Source organism: Blautia sp. TF10-30, assembly GCF_003481245.1.
GTDB lineage: Bacteria > Bacillota > Clostridia > Lachnospirales > Lachnospiraceae > Fusicatenibacter > Fusicatenibacter saccharivorans.
This window is the reverse complement of record NZ_QUKM01000001.1, coordinates 462,599-481,715: the sequence shown is the minus strand read 5'-3', so window position 1 is coordinate 481,715 and position 19,117 is coordinate 462,599. Positions and strand designations below refer to the sequence as shown.

Sequence of the window (19,117 nt, the reverse complement as noted above, 5' to 3'; positions counted from 1 at the left end):
ATGCACAATTATTATCCGATTCTCTGGGTCGGCGCGATCATCGGCGTGATTTCCACCCTGCTGATTGTGGCCGCGTTTGTAGTGAAAGATGGAGAAAAAGAAACCGGCTTTGAGCGGAACATGAAAGACAGTGAAATCATGCAGCGTCTGATGGATTACGCAAAGCCGTTTTACCGCCAGTTTATCGTTGTTGGTTTTCTGATGCTGTTTTCGATCGCGTACGATATCATTTCGCCGCTGATCGTCGGCAAAATTGAGGAGCTCGTCGTTGGAAAATTCGCGCTGAATACCCTGTTTCTGTGGGTAGCGGGCTATGCGGCAATCCTTCTTGTCTCGATGGCGTGCACGTATTTCCAGGCCGTGATTCTGCAGAAGACGGGTCAGAAAATCATTTCCAATATGAGGGAGGATCTGTTCGTCCACATCGAGCGCCTTTCCCACGAGCAGTTAAATGAGATTCCGGTCGGAAAGCTTGTCACGAGAACGACAAACGATACGAACGCGATTTCGCTGATGTTCACCAACCTTCTGGTCAATCTTCTGAAGAACTTCTTCGTGATCATCGGTATTCTGATTGCGATGCTGTTTCTGAACTATGAGCTGACGCTGATGGTGCTCTGCTTCGTGCCGTTTATCATGCTGTTCTCGATTATTTTCCGCAAATTCTCGCGAAGAGCACACCGGAAAGTAAAGGACTGTACTACGGACATCAACACGTATCTGTCGGAGAACCTTTCCGGTATGAAAATCACACAGATCTTCAACCGCGAGGATGCCAAGATGCGCGAGTTTACCGACAAGAGCAACGCACTCGGCCGCGCACAGCAGGAGCAGATTTTCGTGTTTGGTATTTTCCGTCCGCTCGTCTACATGCTGTATATCAGCTCCGTGCTCTGCCTTTTGTATTTAGGCGGCAAGGGCTATCTGGAGGGAACGTCGTTCCTCGGCCAGACGCTTACCAGCGGTATGATCGTCAGCTTTTACATGTATATTTCAAAATTCTTCAACCCGATCCAGAACCTGGCGGAGCAGTTCAACTGGCTGCAGTCCGCATTTGCATCCGCCGAGAAAGTATTCTCGATTCTGGATCTTGAGCCCAAAATGCAGGATGCGCCGGATGCGATCGAACTTACCGGCATCAGGGGCGAAATTGAGTTCCGCGACGTATGGTTTTCCTATATCCCGGGCGAGTGGGTGTTAAAAGGCGTTTCGTTCCACGTCAACCCGAAAGAGACAATCGCATTTGTGGGTTCCACCGGTTCCGGAAAATCGACGATTCTTTCCCTGATTTGCCGGAACTACGAGTTCCAGAAGGGTGAGATTCTGATCGACGGCATCGACATCCGAAAGATCAAGATTGATTCCCTGCGGAAAAAATTCGGCCAGATGCTGCAGGATGTCTTCCTGTTCTCGGGAACGATCCGTAGCAACATTATTCTCCGTGAGGAGGGGATTTCCGATGAGGAGATCATGGACGTCTGCCATTACGTGAATGCTGACCAGTTTATCAACAAGCTGGATCACGGCCTCGACGAGCCGGTGCGGGAGAGAGGAAACAACTTCTCCGCCGGACAGCGCCAGCTTCTCTCGTTTGCGCGTACCATCATCCATAAGCCTTCGGTCATGATCCTTGACGAGGCGACGGCGAACATCGACACCGAAACAGAGCTTCTGATCCAGGATTCCATGGAAAAGATGAAGAACATCGGAACGATGCTGATCGTAGCGCACCGTCTTTCGACGATCCAGCATGCGGATGAGATTATCGTACTGTCCCACGGAAAAATCGTGGAGCATGGAACGCATCAGGAGCTTTTAGCAGCGCAGGGAAGATATTACCAGCTCTACACGCTGCAGTACCACCGCGAGCAGAGTGAGAAACAGAGAGGAAGAAAGTAAGAAAATTTTAGAACAATAAAGACAATTTACAAAAAGGGAGAAATTTTGTTTGTGCAAAGTGACAAAATTTCTCCTTTTTTTACGGTGTATCATATTAAAATAATTTTAAATCAATATAGTCATATGAAAAATATATGAGCATAATACGATATCCGTTTTTCCATCTCAAAAAGCGGGCGGTTATAATAAGGGAAGCAAAACGGCAGGCACCAAAAAGCCGGGCCGTCTGTTGAAAGAAAGGGAAAATTTATGGAAAAGAAAGCAAGCCTTGTAGGACGCCTGCTCTCGGAAAATCAGATGTCGGAAGCATTTATCAACAGTATGTTTCTGGCGCTGTCCGGCGGTTTTCAGGATGCCTACACGTACAATTGCAGAGATGAAGTATTCTCAAATGCCCAGACGGGAAACGTTGTGCTGATGAGCCAGAACTTTCTGGAAGGAAACTTTACGGCAGGTCTTCGGTATCTCTTCCCGATCCTCTTTTTTGCGATGGGTGTATTTCTGGCAGAAAATTTCCAGGAGCATTACCGGTATGCAAAGAGGCTGCACTGGCGGCAGGTACTTCTCGCGGCGGAAATTGTGATCCTTGCGATCGTCGGATTTATTCCGTCTTCTTATAATATGCTCGCGGCGATGCTTGTATCGTTTGCGTGCGCGATTCAGGTACAGACCTTCCGCAAGGTCGGCGGTTATTCGTATGCAAGCACCATGTGCATCGGAAACCTGCGAAGCGGAACCGCAGCGCTGTCTATGTATATGCGGGATAAGAAAAAAGAACAGCTCCGTCAGGCCGGATACTATTTCGGCGTGATTCTGGCTTTCGCCATCGGCGCCGGAATCGGAGGCGTGTTCTCCATGCTGTATGGAATCCATGTAATCTGGATTTCCTGCGGACTTCTTCTGGTGAGCTTCCTTCTGATGTCACTGGAAAAGTACCGCTGAGAAATAAGAGAGAGTGAAGAAAGAAGGCTGAAAAAATGGAAGTATTTCTGGAGTGCTGTATGACACTATTCTTTTCAGCGGCCATGCTGCTGCTGATCGTCCGCCTGGCAAAGGGTGAGGAGAAAAACATGATGTTTGCGCGTGTGTTCTCCCTGGCGTCCAACGTCGGTTTCTGGATTGGAATTGTCCGCATCGCTGTGCTGAACCGGAGCGGATTTCTGATGTTCTTCTACATCACAGGCGCAATGCTTTCCTACACGGCGATGGTATTTGCCATGCCGCATAAAAAAGAGCAGATTGCCGGACAGCAGGCATAAATAAAAAAGAGACCCTGTATACGGGAAGGATGGAGCAGCGATGTTCCGTCCGCCGGTAGACAGGGTCTTTTTCTGTTTCAAACAAAAGTTCATAAAATCTTATACGCGTTCCAGAAGCTCCTCGATCAGCTCTTTTGCCGCCGCGTTCTGGTGCTGCCGCGGGTTGATGATAAGACAGATTTCACGTTTGGGGGCCTCCTCGATGAGCGGAATCCGACAGACGGTACGGCTCTTTAAGGCATCGCGTGCCAGCTCCTCCGGATAAAATCCGATGCCGAGGTTATACTCGACCATAGGAAGAATCTGATCCGTTGTCGCCGCCTCCATATCGGGGTGGAAGGCGAGGTTGTGATTCAGAAAGTACTCGGCGTACAGCTCCCGCGTGCCGGTGTCTTTGGCAAGCGAGATAAAAGGATATTCTGACAATTCGCCGAGATGATGCGGCTCTGCGGAAAGGGATGCATATTTCGATCCGCCGATCAGAATTTCCTGGAATGGGAAAATCGGGATCTTGTGCAGCGGTTTGCGGATTTCCACCGGGCTTGTGACGACTGCGAAGTCGACCAGACCGTTTTCGAGCGCCTGGATGGCCTGCGGCGTCGAGTGGTTGGAGATGCGCAGGCGGACGTGCGGATAGCGGGTGTGGAAGTGCTCCAGGCGGGAGAGCAGCATCAGACGAAGTGCCGTCTCACTCGCACCGATTGTGATAAGGCCGCTCTCAAGAGACCGCTCAAGAGCCAGCTCCTCCTCAACCGTGCGGAGCTGTTCGTAGGCAACGGCCACACGCTCATACACCTTTTCGCCCTCCGCTGTCAGTGTGACACCCTGGTGGGAACGGATAAAAAGTTTGCAGCCAAGCTCACTTTCCAGATTGTTCATGCACCGTGTGATGTTGGGCTGGTTGTTTTTCAGAATTTCCGCGGCTTTTGTAAAGCTGTGATATTGTGCTACGAAGTAAAAAATGCGATAATAATCATATGTAATCATAAAAACCTCCGAAGGATGAAGAAGAAAAAATCATCCATGATTGCTTCAATATAAAATACATGCGCCGGGTTGTCAAGGGATTTCTGAGGATGGTCCGGCCGGATTGTGCGGGGGATGGCAGAAGAGAAGTGGAAATTTTTTGAAAAAACACTTGCAAAATACCCGGACAGGGTATATAGTGTAGAAGAAAACAAGATACCCCATTAGGGTATATGAAATAGAAAATCCAGAACTACAGAAAGGAAGACATACGATGGAACAGTACAATGTAACCGGCATGAGCTGCGCCGCCTGCCAGACCCGTGTCGAAAAAGCCGTGTCAAAGGTACCCGGTGTCACATCCTGCGCAGTCAGCCTTCTGACAAATTCCATGGGCGTGGAGGGAACGGCCTCCCCGGCAGAGATTATTGCCGCCGTGGAAAATGCAGGCTACGGTGCGTCGAAAAAAGGCGAGAAGGGAAGCACATCACAGTCGGCTTCCACAGCAGAATACGAAGAGATGCTGAAAGACAAGGAAACACCGGTCATGAAACGCCGTCTGTTGAGCTCCGTTCTTCTTTTGATTCCGCTCATGTATTTCTCCATGGGCCATATGATGTGGGGATGGCCGCTGCCGAAATTCTTTGAAGGAAATCACATCGCAATGGGACTGGTACAGCTCCTGCTTACCATTGCGGTCATGGTCATCAACCAGAAATTCTTTATCAGCGGTTTCAAGAGTCTCTGGCATAAAGCACCGAACATGGACACACTGGTAGCGCTTGGTTCTACCGCATCGTTTGTATACAGCGTCTACGCCCTGTTTGCCATGACGGGAGCGCAGGTACAGGGGGACATGGATGCAGTCATGAGCTATATGCATGAATTTTACTTCGAGTCCGCAGCCATGATTCTGACCCTGATTACCGTCGGAAAAATGCTGGAGTCGATTTCCAAAGGAAAAACGACCGATGCGTTAAAGAGTCTGATGAAGCTGGCTCCGAAGACCGCCGTTCTCTTAAGAGACGGAAAAGAAGTGGAAGTCGGCATTGATCAGGTGAAAAAGGGCGATCATTTCATCGTCCGCCCGGGCGAAAATATTCCGGTGGACGGCGTTGTCCTGGAGGGAACGAGTGCCGTCAACGAATCCGCGCTGACTGGCGAGAGTATTCCGGTGGATAAAGAGGCCGGCGACCGCGTATCGGCGGCGACCTTAAACCAGTCCGGTTTCCTGACCTGTGAGGCGACGAGAGTCGGAGAAGACACAACACTCTCCCAGATCATTCAGATGGTCAGCGATGCGGCAGCGACAAAAGCGCCGATCGCCAAAGTGGCCGATAAAGTTTCCGGTATTTTTGTGCCGGCCGTTATCTGCATTGCACTTGCTACGATTGTGATCTGGCTGTTTGCAGGAGAGAGCGTCGGCTTTGCTCTTGCAAGAGGTATTTCCGTTCTCGTTATCAGCTGCCCGTGTGCGCTCGGCCTTGCAACACCGGTTGCGATCATGGTCGGAAACGGAATGGGAGCAAAACACGGAACGATGTTCAAAACCGCAGTTTCTCTCGAGAAGACAGGAAAAACACAGATCGTTGCACTCGATAAGACTGGAACCATCACAAGCGGAGGGCCGCAGGTAACCGATCTTGTCCCGGCGGACGGTGTAAGTGAGGAGGAGCTTTTAAAAGGTGCCTTTGCACTGGAGCAGAAAAGTGAGCATCCGCTGGCCCGTGCGATTCTTGCACTTGCAGAGGAAAAAGGCCTGGCCCGCGAAGAAGTCCGTGATTTCTCTGCGCTTCCTGGAAACGGCCTTGTGGCAAAACGGAACGGAAAAGAGCTCTGCGGAGGCAACCGCGCACTGATTACGAAAAAAGCGGTTCTCTCGAAACAGATGGAAGAGCAGGCAGCAAAACTTTCCGAAGAAGGAAAGACACCGCTGTTCTTCAGTGAAGACGGAAAGATGCTCGGTATGATCGCGGTTGCGGATGTCATCAAAGAGGACAGCCCGCGTGCGGTGAAAGAGCTGCAGAATATGGGAATCCGTGTCGTGATGCTGACCGGAGACAATGAGCGCACCGCGCGTGCCATCGGCGCACAGGCAGGTGTGGACGAAGTCATCGCAGGCGTTCTGCCGGATGGAAAAGAAGCGGTCATCAGCCGCCTGAAAGAAAAAGGAAAAGTAGCGATGGTAGGAGACGGCATCAACGATGCACCGGCTCTGACCAGTGCGGATGTCGGTATTGCCATCGGAGCAGGAACCGATATCGCGATCGATGCGGCAGACGTTGTCCTGATGAAGAGCCGCCTCTCCGATGTACCGGCAGCGATCCGCTTAAGCCGTGCGACCCTCAGGAACATTCACGAGAATTTGTTCTGGGCCTTCATTTACAATATCATCGGTATTCCGCTGGCTGCGGGCGTATGGATCCCGCTGTTCGGCTGGAAGCTGAACCCGATGTTCGGTGCGGCGGCGATGAGCCTTTCGAGCTTCTGCGTTGTGACAAACGCCCTGCGTCTGAATCTGTTTCGGATGCACGACGCGTCAAAAGATAAAAGAATCAAAAACGAAATTCTAAAGGAGGATCTGAACATGACAACAGAACAGGGAATGGTAAAAACCATGACAATCGAGGGCATGATGTGCGGCCACTGCGAGGCAAGAGTGAAGAAAACACTTGAGGCAATCGAGGGTGTTGCATCCGCAGAAGTAAGCCATGAAAAAGGAACAGCCGTTGTAACACTGACAGCTCTTGTATCAGACGATGTGCTGAAAACAGCCGTAGAGGCACAGGATTACACCGTAAAAGGAATCCAGTAAAACAGGAAACGTTGAGAAAAGGGAAACGCGCCTGGAATGAAAATTTCCGGGCGCGTTTCTTTTTTTTACCAGATATAGCAAAAATATTGCAATTTGTTCGGAATTTTCGTGACAAAAGGACAAAAATCCGTTAGGATAGAGAAAAAGAAGAGCAAAAACAAAAGGGTTTTTAGGATCAGGAGGTTTTTACATTATGACAGAGTACAGACTTGCAAAGCCGGAAGAGTGGGAGGACTGCATCGAACTTGCAAACTACGTGTTCAGCACGGCACACCGTCCGCACGACTTTGAGCAGTTAATTCCAAGGGTTTATCAGGCAGGACCGGAAATGGCACGGATCCACCGCGTCGCTGTTGCGGAAAACGGCAGACTCCGGGCCGAGATTGCGGTGCTTCCGCAGCAAATGGCAGCAGGGGGTAAGCTGCTCCGCGCAGGATATGTGGGAAGCGTTTCCGTGCATCCAAAGGCAAGGGGCGAAGGCCACATGAAGCGTCTTCTTGGCGACTGGATTACGGATCTGGAAGGAACGTGTGATCTTCTGGCACTGGACGGCCAGAGACAGCGGTATGCCTACTTTGGCTTTACGCCGGGAAGTGAAAAATACACGTTTTACCTGGATGTGGCAAATGTGCGCCATACCTGGAAAAACGGGGAACTCTCCGCTTACACCTTTGCGCCGCTGTTTCCGGAAAACGGCGAAGCGGACGAAGAGGCGGCAGCCTTTGCAAAGAAGCTGAATGAGGAAAAACCGCTTTACGTGGTAAGAGAGGATGTGAAAGCCTGCCTGAAAACGTTCGGCGAGCAGGCAATTGCAATCTGGAAAAACGGTGAGCGGATCGGATATCTGGCACTTTGCGGCGGAAACCAGGTTGTGGAAGCAGAAGTGTTGGAGGAACAGGATTTCGTTCCTGCACTTGCCGCTTATTTAAAAGAAAATGCGCTTGACTCTCTTTTCATTTCCATTCCGGTGTATGAGACCGGAAAAGCAGCAGCGTTATCGGAAGTCTGCGAAAGCTTCACAAAAGAGCGCTGCGGTTCCGCGATGTACCGTATTTTCCAATTTGCAGACGTCATCGAGGCAATGCTGACCATGAAAGCAGAGACGATGGGCATCAGCGATGGAACGTGGTCTGCCGTACTGGAGGGACAGCCGGTGACCGTGACGGTAAAAGATGGAACTGTGACCGTGACACGGGAAGCCCATCCGAGGGCAGATGTACTCAACCGGGAGCAGGCGCAGGAACTGCTTCTTTCACCGCTGGCAAGTAAGGGAAGCAAGGTTCCATCTGAAATCTGGAAGAACATTCCATCCGACTGGTTCCCGCTTCCGCTGTACTGTGCGACGGCAGACGAATTTTAGGCAATGACTGTTGGGAGGCAGAGAAATATGAACGAGACAGCGAAACGAGACAGAAGAGACGAAAAAGAAGAAATCCGGTACCATGTGATTTTCTACGGCCAGGTGCAGGGCGTGGGGTTCCGTTACCGGGCGTATTATGCTGCCTACCAGCTCGGACTGACAGGCTGGGTGAGAAACTGCTGGGATGAGACGGTGGAGATGGAGGTGCAGGGTGATGAGGAGACGATCACGGAGATGATCAAAAGGATCCGCACCTCCAGCTACATCGAAATCACGGATGCAAAATGGACGAAGATTCCGCTGGAATCGGAATTCGGTTTTCATATCCGTTGATCAGGGCTGTTTTTTCTCTTTTTCCGGAATTTCGACGAGAATGATATCGTTGCCGATCTGGCAGATGCGGTCCCATGGGATCACAAAATCCTCGCCGTGGCAGAAAAAGCCGCAGAATTTCACAGGACCCGGAAGAACGAGTCCGGTAAGATGTCCCGTTTTTGGATTGAATTCCACATCAATCGGACAGCCGAGCGTTTTGCAGGTGCAGATATTGATAACTTCTTTCTGGCGGAGATCTACAACGCGCATGCGGTGCTCCTTTTTACTGATTCCTATGGAAAAACATATGCGAAAATGTTGCTGCAGTTGACTTGAATTTCACGGAAAAATGCGTATACTGTAAAAGTAGAAAACTTTCCGAAATACTTATTTAGAAACGAGGACGAAAGATATGAGATGTCCATTTTGTAATCAGGATAATACCCGGGTTGTGGATTCACGCCCGATTGAAGACAGCAATGCGATCCGCCGCCGCCGGATGTGCGATGTCTGCGGCAGACGCTTTACGACATACGAAAAAGTGGAGACGATCCCTTTGATCGTCATCAAAAAAGATATGAACCGCGAGCAGTATGACCGCTCGAAAATCGAGACCGGTATCCTGCGCGCCTGCCACAAACGGCCGGTGTCCGCCGAGAAGATCAACGAGATGGTCAACAAGGTGGAGACGGAGCTTTTCAACGGCGAGGAACGCGAGATTCCAAGCTCTGTGATCGGAGAGAAGGTCATGCATTACTTAAAAGACCTGGATCAGGTGGCGTACGTCCGCTTTGCGTCGATTTACCGTGAGTTCAAGGACGTCAACACGTTCATGGACGAGCTGAAAAAGATGCTCGACAAATAGCGGGAGGCAAAAAAATGGAAGTGTCGAACTATATTAAAATGCGTGATCAGATGCAGGAACGTTTTCTGACATACGATCAGAAGGAGATCGAAGGAAAGTATGGCTTTGCGTTTGATGGCGATTATTTCTATGTGCCGTATCTTTTTGAAGAATGGAGAGTGAACCGCCATACCGGTGTTGTAGAGGGATCAAAAGACCATTTTCTTCATGTACATCAGGGCAGTTTCAATGAGACGCTGACGATTTTCGACCTGCTCTGCTGCGGAAAGAAGGAGATTGTGCTCGCCGGCACGTATGCGCGTACCAATTCCTTAAAGGGAACGATCAAAGGCCGCACGATTGCGTCCGGCGTTCACGACAGCCGCGCCGCACGGTATGACGGGCATGTGGAACAGCTGAAAAAAGCATGCGTTTCCCTTGGCGGAAAACCATATTTCCCGGGAGACGCTGCTTTTGTTTTTCATGTCTTTCCGTTTCTGCCGCTCGTCTTCCAGTTCTGGGAGTCCGATGAGGAATTCCCGCCGGTGCTGAAGTTTATGTGGGATGAAAACGTCCTCGATTATCTGCGGTTTGAGACGCTGTATTACGTGATGGGAGATTTCCTGGACGCACTGGATCAAGCCTTCGATGCATGTAAAACAGAAGCCTGATACCTTTTGTGAGACAAAATCTTACGAAAATTTTTCGAATGTTTATAAAAATTTCAGTATACGAATCCCTTGGTTTAATGCTATAATGAGCGAAAGTGAGTAAAAAAAGAGAAGAGAAAGGGGAATGCATATGGCTTTTAGCATGAAAGTAACACCGGAAATAGAGGAACTGACAAACATCTGTCTGGATAACTCCAAAATGGATGTTTCGCTGTATGGGCAATACGATGTAAAACGCGGACTGCGCGATGTCAACGGCGTTGGCGTCCTTGCGGGACTGACACAGATTTCAAACGTTGTGTCTTCGGATATCATTGACGGCGTCAAAACACCGTGTGACGGACGTCTGTACTACCGCGGCATCAACGTGGAAAAACTGACCCAGGGATTTTTGAGTGAAAACCGTATGGGATTTGAAGAAGTCGCTTATCTGCTCCTGTTTGGAAATCTGCCGAATGAAGAGCAGCTTAAGCATTTTAAGACGATTTTAAAACAGCAGCAGTCCCTGCCGAAGAACTTTGTGCGTGACGTTGTTATGAAAGCGCCGACCAAGGACATGATGAACACTCTGTCCCGAAGCGTTCTGACCCTGTACGCGTACGACAACCACGCAGATGATACCTCCCTTCCGAATGTGCTTCGCCAGTGCATTAACCTGATTTCTGTTTTCCCGATGCTGTCCGTCTATGGCTATCAGGCGTACAACCATTATATCAAGGGAAAAAGTTTATATATCCACAATCCGTCGAAGAAGCTTTCCACCGCAGAAAACATTCTGCTGATGCTCCGCCCGGATCAGAAATACACCCCGCTGGAGGCGAAGATCCTCGATCTTGCCCTCGTCCTCCACATGGAGCACGGCGGCGGTAACAACTCAACCTTTACAACACATGTTGTTTCTTCTTCCGGAACCGATACGTACTCCGCAATTGCAGCGGCGCTCGGCTCCTTAAAGGGACCGAAGCACGGCGGTGCAAACATCAAGGTTGTGCGGATGTTCGACGATATGAAGTCACACGTCAAAGACTGGACGGATGAGGAAGAAGTATCGAATTACTTAAGAAAGCTGCTGCACAAAGAGGCGTTCGACCAGAAAGGTCTGATTTACGGTATGGGCCATGCGGTTTACTCCATTTCCGACCCGCGTGCGCGCATCTTCAAGACCTTCGTTGAGCAGCTGGCAAAAGAAAAACACAGAGAGAAAGATTACCGGCTGTACGCTATGGTCGAGGAACTGGCTCCGAAGATCATCGGCGAGGAGCGCCATATTTACAAAGGTGTATCCGCAAACGTCGACTTCTACAGCGGCTTCGTTTACAGCATGCTGGATCTTCCGCTGGAGCTCTACACCCCGATGTTCGCCTGCGCGCGTATCGTCGGCTGGAGTGCACACCGGATGGAGGAACTGATCAACACCGACAAGATCATCCGCCCGGCGTACAAGAGTGTCAAAGATGAAGTGGACTATGTTCCGCTGGAAAACAGATAAAACAGGCAGAAGGGCCGGAGCGTGTCGGGATTTTCCGATCTGCTCCGGCATTGCTCTGTGCAGGAAGTAATGTGTCATTGTGAAAAATAGGAGAGTGCAGGAGAATGAATGAGACAAAAAATTACAGCATAACAAAATCCGGAGCAGTCATATTGGAAGGAGGGGCCAATCGCGGCGTCTTTACAGCAGGAGCGCTGGACTTTCTGATGGAGCAGGAGTATTATATCCCTCATGTGATCGGCGTTTCCGCCGGAGCCTGCAATGCGCTGGACTATGTATCGCGCCAGATTGGCAGAACGAGGGACTGTATGATTGTCACGGATGAGAAAAACCGCTACGTCAATAAGAATATCAAGACAATCGTTGAGAAAAAAGCACTGCTCGACATGGATATGGTGTTCGAACGGTATCCGTATGAGATTTTTCCATTTGATTTTGATACGTATTTTGCATCGCCGCAGACGTGTGAGCTGGTTGTGACAAACTGTGAGACGGGACGCGCGGAATATCTGGATGACCGCGAAAATAAAGAACGTCTGCTTGCAATTGGCCGTGCATCATCGAGCATGCCGATCGCCTGCCCGATGGTGGAGATCGACGGAAACGAGTACGTCGACGGCGGTGTTGCCGATTCGATCCCGATTATCCGTTCCTTAAAGACGGGACACCGAAAAAATGTCATTATTCTGACACGGAATTTCGGTTACCGCAAAAAAGAGGGAACGAGAGGCTGGGAGCTGTATGTGGCGGCATTCCGCAAATACCCGAATCTCGTGCGTGCGCTTGTAAACCGCGCGAAACATTATAACCAGGTACTCGAATGCATCGAAAAATGGGAAGAAGAAGGCTCCGTCTTTGTGATCCGCCCGGAGATACCGGCGGTATCGCGTCTCGAAAAGGACGAGGAGAAGCTGCGGGAATTTTACCAGCACGGCTATGACCAGATGAAAGCAAATTTTGAGGCTCTGCAGGAGTTTCTGAAAGAAGAATAAAGTTACTGTATAAACGAAAAGAGGATTGGAGAAAGAAGATGAGTGGAAAAAACCAGAAGAACCGGGGAACTATACTGATGCGGATGTTTTACCCGGACCGGAGAGAAAAAAGTGCCTATACGATCGATTACGCGGATCTGTACCGGAAAGGATACCGGGGCGTGATTTTTGATATCGATAATACGCTTGTTCCGCACGGTGCGCCGGCAACGAAGGAGGCGGCTGCGTTCTTTGCGTCTCTTCGGGAGACTGGTTTTTCCACCTGTCTGCTTTCCAACAATCAGAAACCGCGTGTGGCTCCGTTTGCCGATGCGGTCGGTTCTATCTATATCGAAAATGCGCACAAGCCTTCGGTGAAAAACTACCAGGAGGCATGCCGGAGAATGGGGATCAAAGAGGAGCAGGCGGTCTTTGTCGGGGATCAGCTTTTCACCGATGTGTACGGTGCAAAACGGACCGGACTTTACAATATTCTGACCGAGCCGATCAATCCGAAAGAGGAAATTCAGATCGTTCTGAAACGGTATCTGGAGCACATTGTACTGTTCTTTTATGAGCGTGATCTGGCCCGCGGCAGGATTACGAAAAAAAACAGTTGAAAAATCGGGAAAAATATTATATTATAAGATAAGCCTATGGTGCGCATTTGGCGCATCGTACTATGTTAAGGAGGAAAAATCAGAATGATTTCAGCAGGAGATTTTAGAAACGGCGTTACCCTCGAGATCGATGGTCAGGTCGTTCAGATTCTTGAATTTCAGCATGTAAAACCTGGTAAAGGAGCTGCATTCGTAAGAACAAAATTAAAAAATGTCATCAACGGTGGTGTGGTAGAGCGTACCTTCCGTCCGACTGAGAAATTCCCGCAGGCTCGTATCGAGCGTGTAGACATGCAGTATCTGTACAGCGATGGTGATTTATTCTACTTCATGAACGTAGAAAACTATGAGCAGATCGCTCTGAACGAAGAGACCATCGGAGATGCTCTGAAATTTGTAAAAGAAAACGAAATGGTTAAAGTATGTTCCTACAACGGAAATGTATTCGCAATCGAACCGCCTCTGTTTGTAGAGCTTGAGATCACCGAGACTGAGCCAGGCTTCAAGGGAGATACCGCACAGGGTGCTTCCAAACCGGCTACCGTTGAGACTGGTGCTACCGTAAGCGTTCCGCTGTTCGTAAACCAGGGAGACAAAATCAAAATTGATACCAGAACAGGTGAATATCTGTCCCGTGTATAAGTAAGACTGTTCCCGCCGTTGTCCGTCACAACTTTCTTTGTGGCGGACACGGTTTTCTAAATAAATAGAATATTCGTCTGAAAAATGGCTGATAAAGGCTGTCGGAAGCAGTCCGGGCCCGTTTTTCTCATCGTTCGAAGTTCCGCGAACCAACGAATCTCTGGCATATACAGATCTGTACAGAGGTTTTTAAGTTGTGTTTTTCGGAGCTTTTTTTGTTCCGTAAAGCAAAAATACAAAAGGCAATCAAACAGGAAAGGTGGGAAAAAATGGACTATCAGATGTTCAAAGAGCAGCTTGCCGCGCTGCTGAAAAGAAAAGCCGGCGATGATTTTGAGGTGAAGATAGAATCGGTGCAGAAGCTGAACGGTATCGAAAAAGAGGCGTTTGTCATCAGCAGAAAGAAGGACTGGATTGCACCGACGATCTACGTGGAGCTTCTGTATGAATGCTGTCTGCAGGGCGTGCCGCTTTCTCAGATTGCAGAAAAGGTACTGGAGCAGTACCGGAAAGTGGAAGCGGAGGCGAGAAGACCGGAGAAAGCTGCCTTTTTTACCAACTGGAAAAATGCTGCGCCGCAGATCTACTGCGAGCTCATTCATGCGGAGAAAAACCGTACGCTGCTCTCCGAAGTTCCGCACAGAAAATTTCTCGATCTCGCGGTCGTGTACTATTACCAGATGCGGGGAAACCGCGTGCCGGATGCGACAATTCTGATCCACGAGACGCACCGGGAGCTGTGGGGAATTTCGGCGGAGGAGCTGGATGCCCGTGCCTGGGAGAACACCCTGCGGGATCTGCCGGTGCGCACAGACAGCCTTATGGTGTATTTGAAAGAGGAGTACGGAGTAACATTTCCCCTGTTCGAGCTTGGTCCGCTGGCGGAACAGTTTTACCTGGTCAGCAACCGCAGAGGAAAGCTGGGTGCAATCTGCATGTGCTATCCCGGCGTGCTGGAGAGTCTTTCGCAGCGCTTTGAGGCAAGTCTTTATGTGATTCCGAGCAGTATCCATGAGTGCATGGTGATTCCAGATTATGATGTGTTCCCAGAGGAGTGTCTTTCCGACATGGTACGGGACGTGAATGAAAAGACGGTCAAGCCGCAGGAGATTCTGTCGGATCACGTTTATTATTACCACCGGGAAAGCGGGGAACTGACGCTGTGTGAGGAAGAAACGTAAGCTGTGTGGCAGAATAGTCTGCGAATAATTTAAGAAAAAAATGGGCGGCTGGGTGGGAAAAATACTTTACAATTGCAGGAGTCTGTGGTAAACTATCATAGTGTGGTTGAGAAAACAGATCACATCAGCGTCTGTAGCTCAGGGGATAGAGCAACGGTTTCCGGTACCGTGTGTCGGGGGTTCGAATCCCTCCAGACGCGTTTTTGCTACATGGCATGCTGCGGCGGGCAGGACCGGCGCAGGATAAGGAAAGCCCCTGCTTCGGTGTGAAGTAGAGGTTTTTTTGCTTACTGAGCATATCAATAACTGATCCGGCGGATCAGTTTTGATGAAGGAGGAAAAATATGGCAAAACCAATGACAACAAAAGATAAAATCCGGGAATGGATTTCCGATAATCTGCGCTACATGCTTCTGATCGGAGCAATTCTCCTGATTGTGGCAGCGGTTCTTCTCATCGTTCATCTGGTGTCACCAAAAAACGATGGAAAATCGAGCGGCGGAACCGTAACAAGCAGCAGCACCGGAAACAATGTGCCGGATAAAAAGACACAGGTAAAAGCAGACAGCAAAGCAGATTCTGAGGACAGCACAGGCATTTCATCGGACGTTTCGGATTCCGCGAATGATTCCAGTGCAGATGCTTCCAGTACCGATACTGCCAGCGCGCCGGATGCAGAGGCTGAGCCGACAAGTGAGCCGGAAGCGGCAGACGATACCAGTAATACAGAGAATACCGATAATACGGCTGTCTCCTTTGCCACGGACAATGTCCCGGAAGTAAGCACCGTGCTGGAGCAGTATTACACCGCGCTCGGTGCAAGGGATATCAACGGTCTTTTTGCAGTAACAGATAATCTGACCGCGGAGGAGCAGGCGCAGATTGAGGCAGAAAGCGATGTGGAGTCATACGGAGATGTAAAGGTCTACACGATCAGCGGTCCAAGCGACGGAACGTACATCGCGTTTGTCAGCAGCAGATGCAAATATCTGGGAATCAACCAGACCCTGCCGATGCTTTCGGAGTATTATCTCTACACGACAGAAGACGGCGGCCTGAAAATCATGGATGATACTGACAGCGATGCGGCCGTAACCGAGGCTATGAAAGCGGCGCTCGAAAACGAAGAAGTCAAAAATCTGATCGAACAGGTTCAGAACGATTATCGGAATGCACTCGATGCAGATGCTTCCCTGAGAGTATATGTAGAGAGCATTCAGTAGGAACAATAGAATAATACAAAACAAAAAAAGCAGTTTCTGGTTTTTATGAAACTGCTTTTTTGGAAGGATAAAACCATGCGCTTAAACAAATACTTAAGTGATGCGGGCGTCTGCTCGCGGCGGGAGGCGGACCGTCTGACAGAAGCGGGCGAGATTACGGTAAACGGAAAACGCGCGGAAACCGGCATGCAGGTGGAGTCTGGCGACGTTGTTGTCGTGAAAGGCAAAACCGTTGTCCCGGAGGAGAAAAAAGTCTATCTCGCCTTCAACAAACCGCGCGGCATCGTCTGTACTGCGGAAAAACGGGAGAAAAACAACGTCATCGATTATCTGTCCTACCCGGTGCGGATTTACCCGGTGGGAAGACTCGATAAAGATTCCGAAGGCCTCCTTCTGATGACGAACGACGGTGCGATCGTAAACGGTATCATGCGTGCCAGAAACCGCCACGAAAAAGAATACCAGGTCGAGGTAAACAAAGAGATTACACCGGAATTTCTGAAAGAAATGGCATCCGGCGTGCCGATTCTCGATACCGTGACGCGCTCGTGCCGGATCCAGAAAACGGGAGAGCGCAGCTTTACGATTATTCTGACGCAAGGGCTGAACCGTCAGATCCGGCGGATGTGCGAAGCATTAGGATATCGTGTCACAAAGCTGAAACGTGTGCGGATCATGAATATTCACTTGAAAGACCTGAAAACAGGGGAGTACCGCCATTTAACGGAAAAAGAATTAGCAGAACTGAAAAAGCAGATCGGGGAGGAAAAGCGATGAACGAGACAGAACGGATGAAGGAACTGGTCAAAAAGCTGAACGAAGCGGCAAAAGCCTATTACCAGGAAGACCGGGAGATCATGAGCAACCTGGAGTACGACACGCTGTATGACGAACTGCAGGTATTAGAGGAAAAAACAGGCGTAACACTCGCCGGAAGCCCGACCACAAAAGTCGGCTACGAGGCGATGGACGAACTGCCGAAAGAAGCGCACGAGTCGCCGATGCTTTCCCTTGATAAAACGAAAGATGTGGAAGTGCTCCGCAGCTTCATCGGGGATCACAAAACGCTGCTATCCTGGAAGATGGACGGTCTGACCGTCGTTCTGACGTACCGCGGCGGTACCCTCGCAAAGGCCGTCACCCGTGGAAACGGCGTGATCGGAGAGGTTGTCACGAACAATGCAAAAGTGTTTGAAAATATTCCCTTAAAAATCCCGTACCAGGGAGAGCTGGTTCTGCGCGGCGAGGCGATCATCCGCTATTCCGATTTTGAGAAGATCAACGAGGAGATTGAGGATGTCGATGCGAAATACAAGAATCCGAGGAACCTCTGCAGCGGTTCTGTGCGCCAGCTGAACAATGAGATTACGGCAAAACGCCACGTTCATTTTATGGCATTTGCGCTTGTGAGCGCTCCGGAACAGGATTTCGAAAATTCCAGAATCCGTCAGATGGAGTGGCTGAAAGAGCAGGGCTTCGAGGTGGTGGAATACAAGGTTGTCACCAAAGATAACCTCGACGAGGCGATGCAATATTTCTCCACGAAAATCGAGACAAACGATTTCCCGTCCGATGGCCTTGTCGCGTTGTATGACGATATCGCCTACGGAGAATCACTCGGCACAACCGCGAAATTCCCGCGGAACGCTTTCGCCTTCAAATGGGCGGATGAACAGAAGGAGACCACTCTGCTTGAAATTGAGTGGAGCCCGTCGAGAACCGGTCTCATCAATCCGGTTGCGGTTTTTGAGCCGGTCGAGCTGGAAGGAACTTCGGTTTCCCGCGCAAGCGTCCACAACATCAGTATCATGCGTTCGCTGGATCTCGGTGTGGGTGATAAAATCCTTGTCTACAAAGCAAACATGATCATTCCACAGATCTCAGAGAATCTGACGAGAAGCGGTGTGCGCGATATTCCGGAAACGTGTCCTGCCTGCGGCGGTGCCACCCGGATTCAGATGATGAACAATGTCGAGACCCTCTACTGTACGAATCCGGAGTGCCCGGCAAAATTCATGAAGGCATTCACCCTGTTTGTAAGCCGCGACGCGATGAACATCGACGGCATGTCGGAGGCAACGCTCGAAAAATTCGTGGGCCACGGCTTCATCCGTGAGTTTGCCGATATTTTCCGTCTCGACCGCTACCGCGACGAGATTGTGGAGATGGACGGTTTCGGTGAAAAATCATACCAGAATCTGATCGACAGCATCGAGCGCGCGAAAAACACAACGCTGCCCCGTCTGATTTTCGGACTTGGCATCTTAAATATCGGTCTTGCAAACGCGAGAATGATCTGCAAAGCCTTCGATTTCGATCTCGACCGGATCCGGAATGCATCGGCGGAGGATTTCGCGCAGATCGACGGTGTCGGAGAAGTGATTGCAAAAAGCATCGTGGATTACTTTGCGGATGAGGAAAATAAAGAACGCCTTGAGCGCCTTCTGTCGTATCTGACGATTGAGAAGCCGCAGGCAAGCCAGGAAGAACAGAAATTAGCCGGTCTTACCTTCGTCATCACCGGAAGTGTGGAACATTTCCCGAACCGGAATGCATTAAAGGCAAGAATCGAGGAGCTCGGCGGAAAAGCCACCGGAAGTGTAACGGGAAAGACGAGCTATCTGATCAACAACGACACGACATCCAGTTCCTCCAAAAACCGGAAAGCGCGCGAACTCGGCGTGCCGGTGATCTCAGAAGAGGAATTTCTGAAGATGACAGAAGAATAACGAAATATCTGCAAAGGCGGTTTGCATCCCGCGCGGGAATCTGCTATAATCGGAAGCAGACGGCAGAAATTCCTGCCGGAAAAAGCAAACCGCCTGTCTGCGCAGAGAAAAGCGCGGCAGATCAAGAAGAATA

The 19,117-nt window shown here is 50.0% G+C and carries 18 protein-coding genes and 1 tRNA gene; 17 read left to right on the top strand and 2 right to left on the bottom strand.

Translation table 11 applies throughout. The features are described 5' to 3' along the window. The 3 genes from DXD02_RS02175 to DXD02_RS02165 all read left to right on the top strand — a co-directional run bounded on the left by DXD02_RS02175 (nucleotide 1) and on the right by DXD02_RS02165 (nucleotide 3,158). On the top strand, nucleotides 1-1,899 hold the full coding sequence (locus tag DXD02_RS02175) for an ABC transporter ATP-binding protein (protein ID WP_117800814.1): 1,899 nt from the start codon (nucleotides 1-3) through the stop codon (nucleotides 1,897-1,899). Between the two features lie 249 nt (nucleotides 1,900-2,148). Beyond that, the gene (locus DXD02_RS02170; protein WP_242991102.1) at nucleotides 2,149-2,841 is read left to right on the top strand and encodes a YoaK family protein; all 693 of its coding nucleotides are present in this window, start codon (nucleotides 2,149-2,151) and stop codon (nucleotides 2,839-2,841) included. A 35-nt stretch (nucleotides 2,842-2,876) separates the two neighbouring features. Further along, nucleotides 2,877-3,158 carry a hypothetical protein gene (locus DXD02_RS02165; RefSeq protein WP_022462506.1) on the top strand — a complete coding sequence of 94 codons (282 nt, stop codon included), beginning with the start codon at nucleotides 2,877-2,879 and terminating at the stop codon, nucleotides 3,156-3,158. 99 nt (nucleotides 3,159-3,257) lie between these two features. On the opposite strand, the gene DXD02_RS02160 is transcribed toward DXD02_RS02165, so the two are convergent. Further along, the gene (locus DXD02_RS02160) at nucleotides 3,258-4,145 is read right to left on the bottom strand and encodes a LysR family transcriptional regulator (protein ID WP_117509122.1); all 888 of its coding nucleotides are present in this window, start codon (nucleotides 4,143-4,145) and stop codon (nucleotides 3,258-3,260) included. A gap of 253 nt (nucleotides 4,146-4,398) precedes the next feature. On the opposite strand from DXD02_RS02160, the gene DXD02_RS02155 reads away from it, so the two are divergent. From DXD02_RS02155 to DXD02_RS02145, 3 genes are all read left to right on the top strand, one after another. Next, entirely contained in the window at nucleotides 4,399-6,939 is a 2,541-nt protein-coding gene (locus tag DXD02_RS02155; RefSeq protein ID WP_118666316.1) for a heavy metal translocating P-type ATPase, read from the top strand. Nucleotides 6,940-7,132: 193 nt separating this feature from the next. Beyond that, a complete protein-coding gene (locus tag DXD02_RS02150) occupies nucleotides 7,133-8,299 on the top strand; it encodes a GNAT family N-acetyltransferase (protein WP_118666315.1) in 1,167 nt (388 codons plus the stop codon). A 27-nt stretch (nucleotides 8,300-8,326) separates the two neighbouring features. Further along, nucleotides 8,327-8,632, top strand: a complete 306-nt coding sequence (locus DXD02_RS02145) for an acylphosphatase (protein WP_022462510.1) — start codon at nucleotides 8,327-8,329, stop codon at nucleotides 8,630-8,632. Here the strand turns inward: DXD02_RS02145 and DXD02_RS02140 are convergent, their stop codons facing one another. Then, the gene (locus tag DXD02_RS02140; RefSeq protein ID WP_022462511.1) at nucleotides 8,633-8,884 is read right to left on the bottom strand and encodes a YlmC/YmxH family sporulation protein; all 252 of its coding nucleotides are present in this window, start codon (nucleotides 8,882-8,884) and stop codon (nucleotides 8,633-8,635) included. It abuts the gene before it with no gap. Nucleotides 8,885-9,026: 142 nt separating this feature from the next. Between DXD02_RS02140 and nrdR the strand changes: the two genes are divergently transcribed. The 11 genes from nrdR (at nucleotide 9,027) to ligA (ending at nucleotide 18,984) form a co-directional block, all read left to right on the top strand. Beyond that, on the top strand, nucleotides 9,027-9,479 hold the full coding sequence (gene nrdR / locus DXD02_RS02135) for a transcriptional regulator NrdR (protein WP_022462512.1): 453 nt from the start codon (nucleotides 9,027-9,029) through the stop codon (nucleotides 9,477-9,479). A gap of 14 nt (nucleotides 9,480-9,493) precedes the next feature. Beyond that, nucleotides 9,494-10,129 (top strand): DUF3786 domain-containing protein, encoded by a 636-nt coding sequence (locus tag DXD02_RS02130; RefSeq protein WP_117509119.1) that lies wholly within the window; start codon nucleotides 9,494-9,496, stop codon nucleotides 10,127-10,129. A gap of 130 nt (nucleotides 10,130-10,259) precedes the next feature. After that, entirely contained in the window at nucleotides 10,260-11,618 is a 1,359-nt protein-coding gene (locus DXD02_RS02125; protein WP_117509174.1) for a citrate/2-methylcitrate synthase, read from the top strand. 104 nt (nucleotides 11,619-11,722) lie between these two features. Beyond that, complete coding sequence (locus DXD02_RS02120; protein WP_055218274.1) at nucleotides 11,723-12,610, top strand: patatin-like phospholipase family protein; 888 nt, start codon at nucleotides 11,723-11,725, stop codon at nucleotides 12,608-12,610. 74 nt (nucleotides 12,611-12,684) lie between these two features. Then, complete coding sequence (locus DXD02_RS02115) at nucleotides 12,685-13,209, top strand: YqeG family HAD IIIA-type phosphatase (RefSeq protein ID WP_117509173.1); 525 nt, start codon at nucleotides 12,685-12,687, stop codon at nucleotides 13,207-13,209. A gap of 84 nt (nucleotides 13,210-13,293) precedes the next feature. Next, a complete protein-coding gene (gene efp / locus DXD02_RS02110) occupies nucleotides 13,294-13,851 on the top strand; it encodes an elongation factor P (RefSeq protein ID WP_022462517.1) in 558 nt (185 codons plus the stop codon). Between the two features lie 269 nt (nucleotides 13,852-14,120). After that, complete coding sequence (locus DXD02_RS02105; RefSeq protein ID WP_118666314.1) at nucleotides 14,121-15,032, top strand: DUF5688 family protein; 912 nt, start codon at nucleotides 14,121-14,123, stop codon at nucleotides 15,030-15,032. A 127-nt stretch (nucleotides 15,033-15,159) separates the two neighbouring features. Next, a tRNA-Arg gene (locus DXD02_RS02100) sits at nucleotides 15,160-15,232 on the top strand. 144 nt (nucleotides 15,233-15,376) lie between these two features. After that, nucleotides 15,377-16,255, top strand: a complete 879-nt coding sequence (locus DXD02_RS02095) for a hypothetical protein (protein ID WP_117509117.1) — start codon at nucleotides 15,377-15,379, stop codon at nucleotides 16,253-16,255. A gap of 75 nt (nucleotides 16,256-16,330) precedes the next feature. Then, the gene (locus DXD02_RS02090) at nucleotides 16,331-17,032 is read left to right on the top strand and encodes a pseudouridine synthase (RefSeq protein ID WP_118666339.1); all 702 of its coding nucleotides are present in this window, start codon (nucleotides 16,331-16,333) and stop codon (nucleotides 17,030-17,032) included. Next, the gene (gene ligA / locus DXD02_RS02085; RefSeq protein ID WP_055228463.1) at nucleotides 17,029-18,984 is read left to right on the top strand and encodes an NAD-dependent DNA ligase LigA; all 1,956 of its coding nucleotides are present in this window, start codon (nucleotides 17,029-17,031) and stop codon (nucleotides 18,982-18,984) included. The genes DXD02_RS02090 and ligA overlap by 4 nt, the downstream gene beginning before the upstream one ends. The last annotated feature ends 133 nt before the right edge of the window (nucleotides 18,985-19,117 follow it).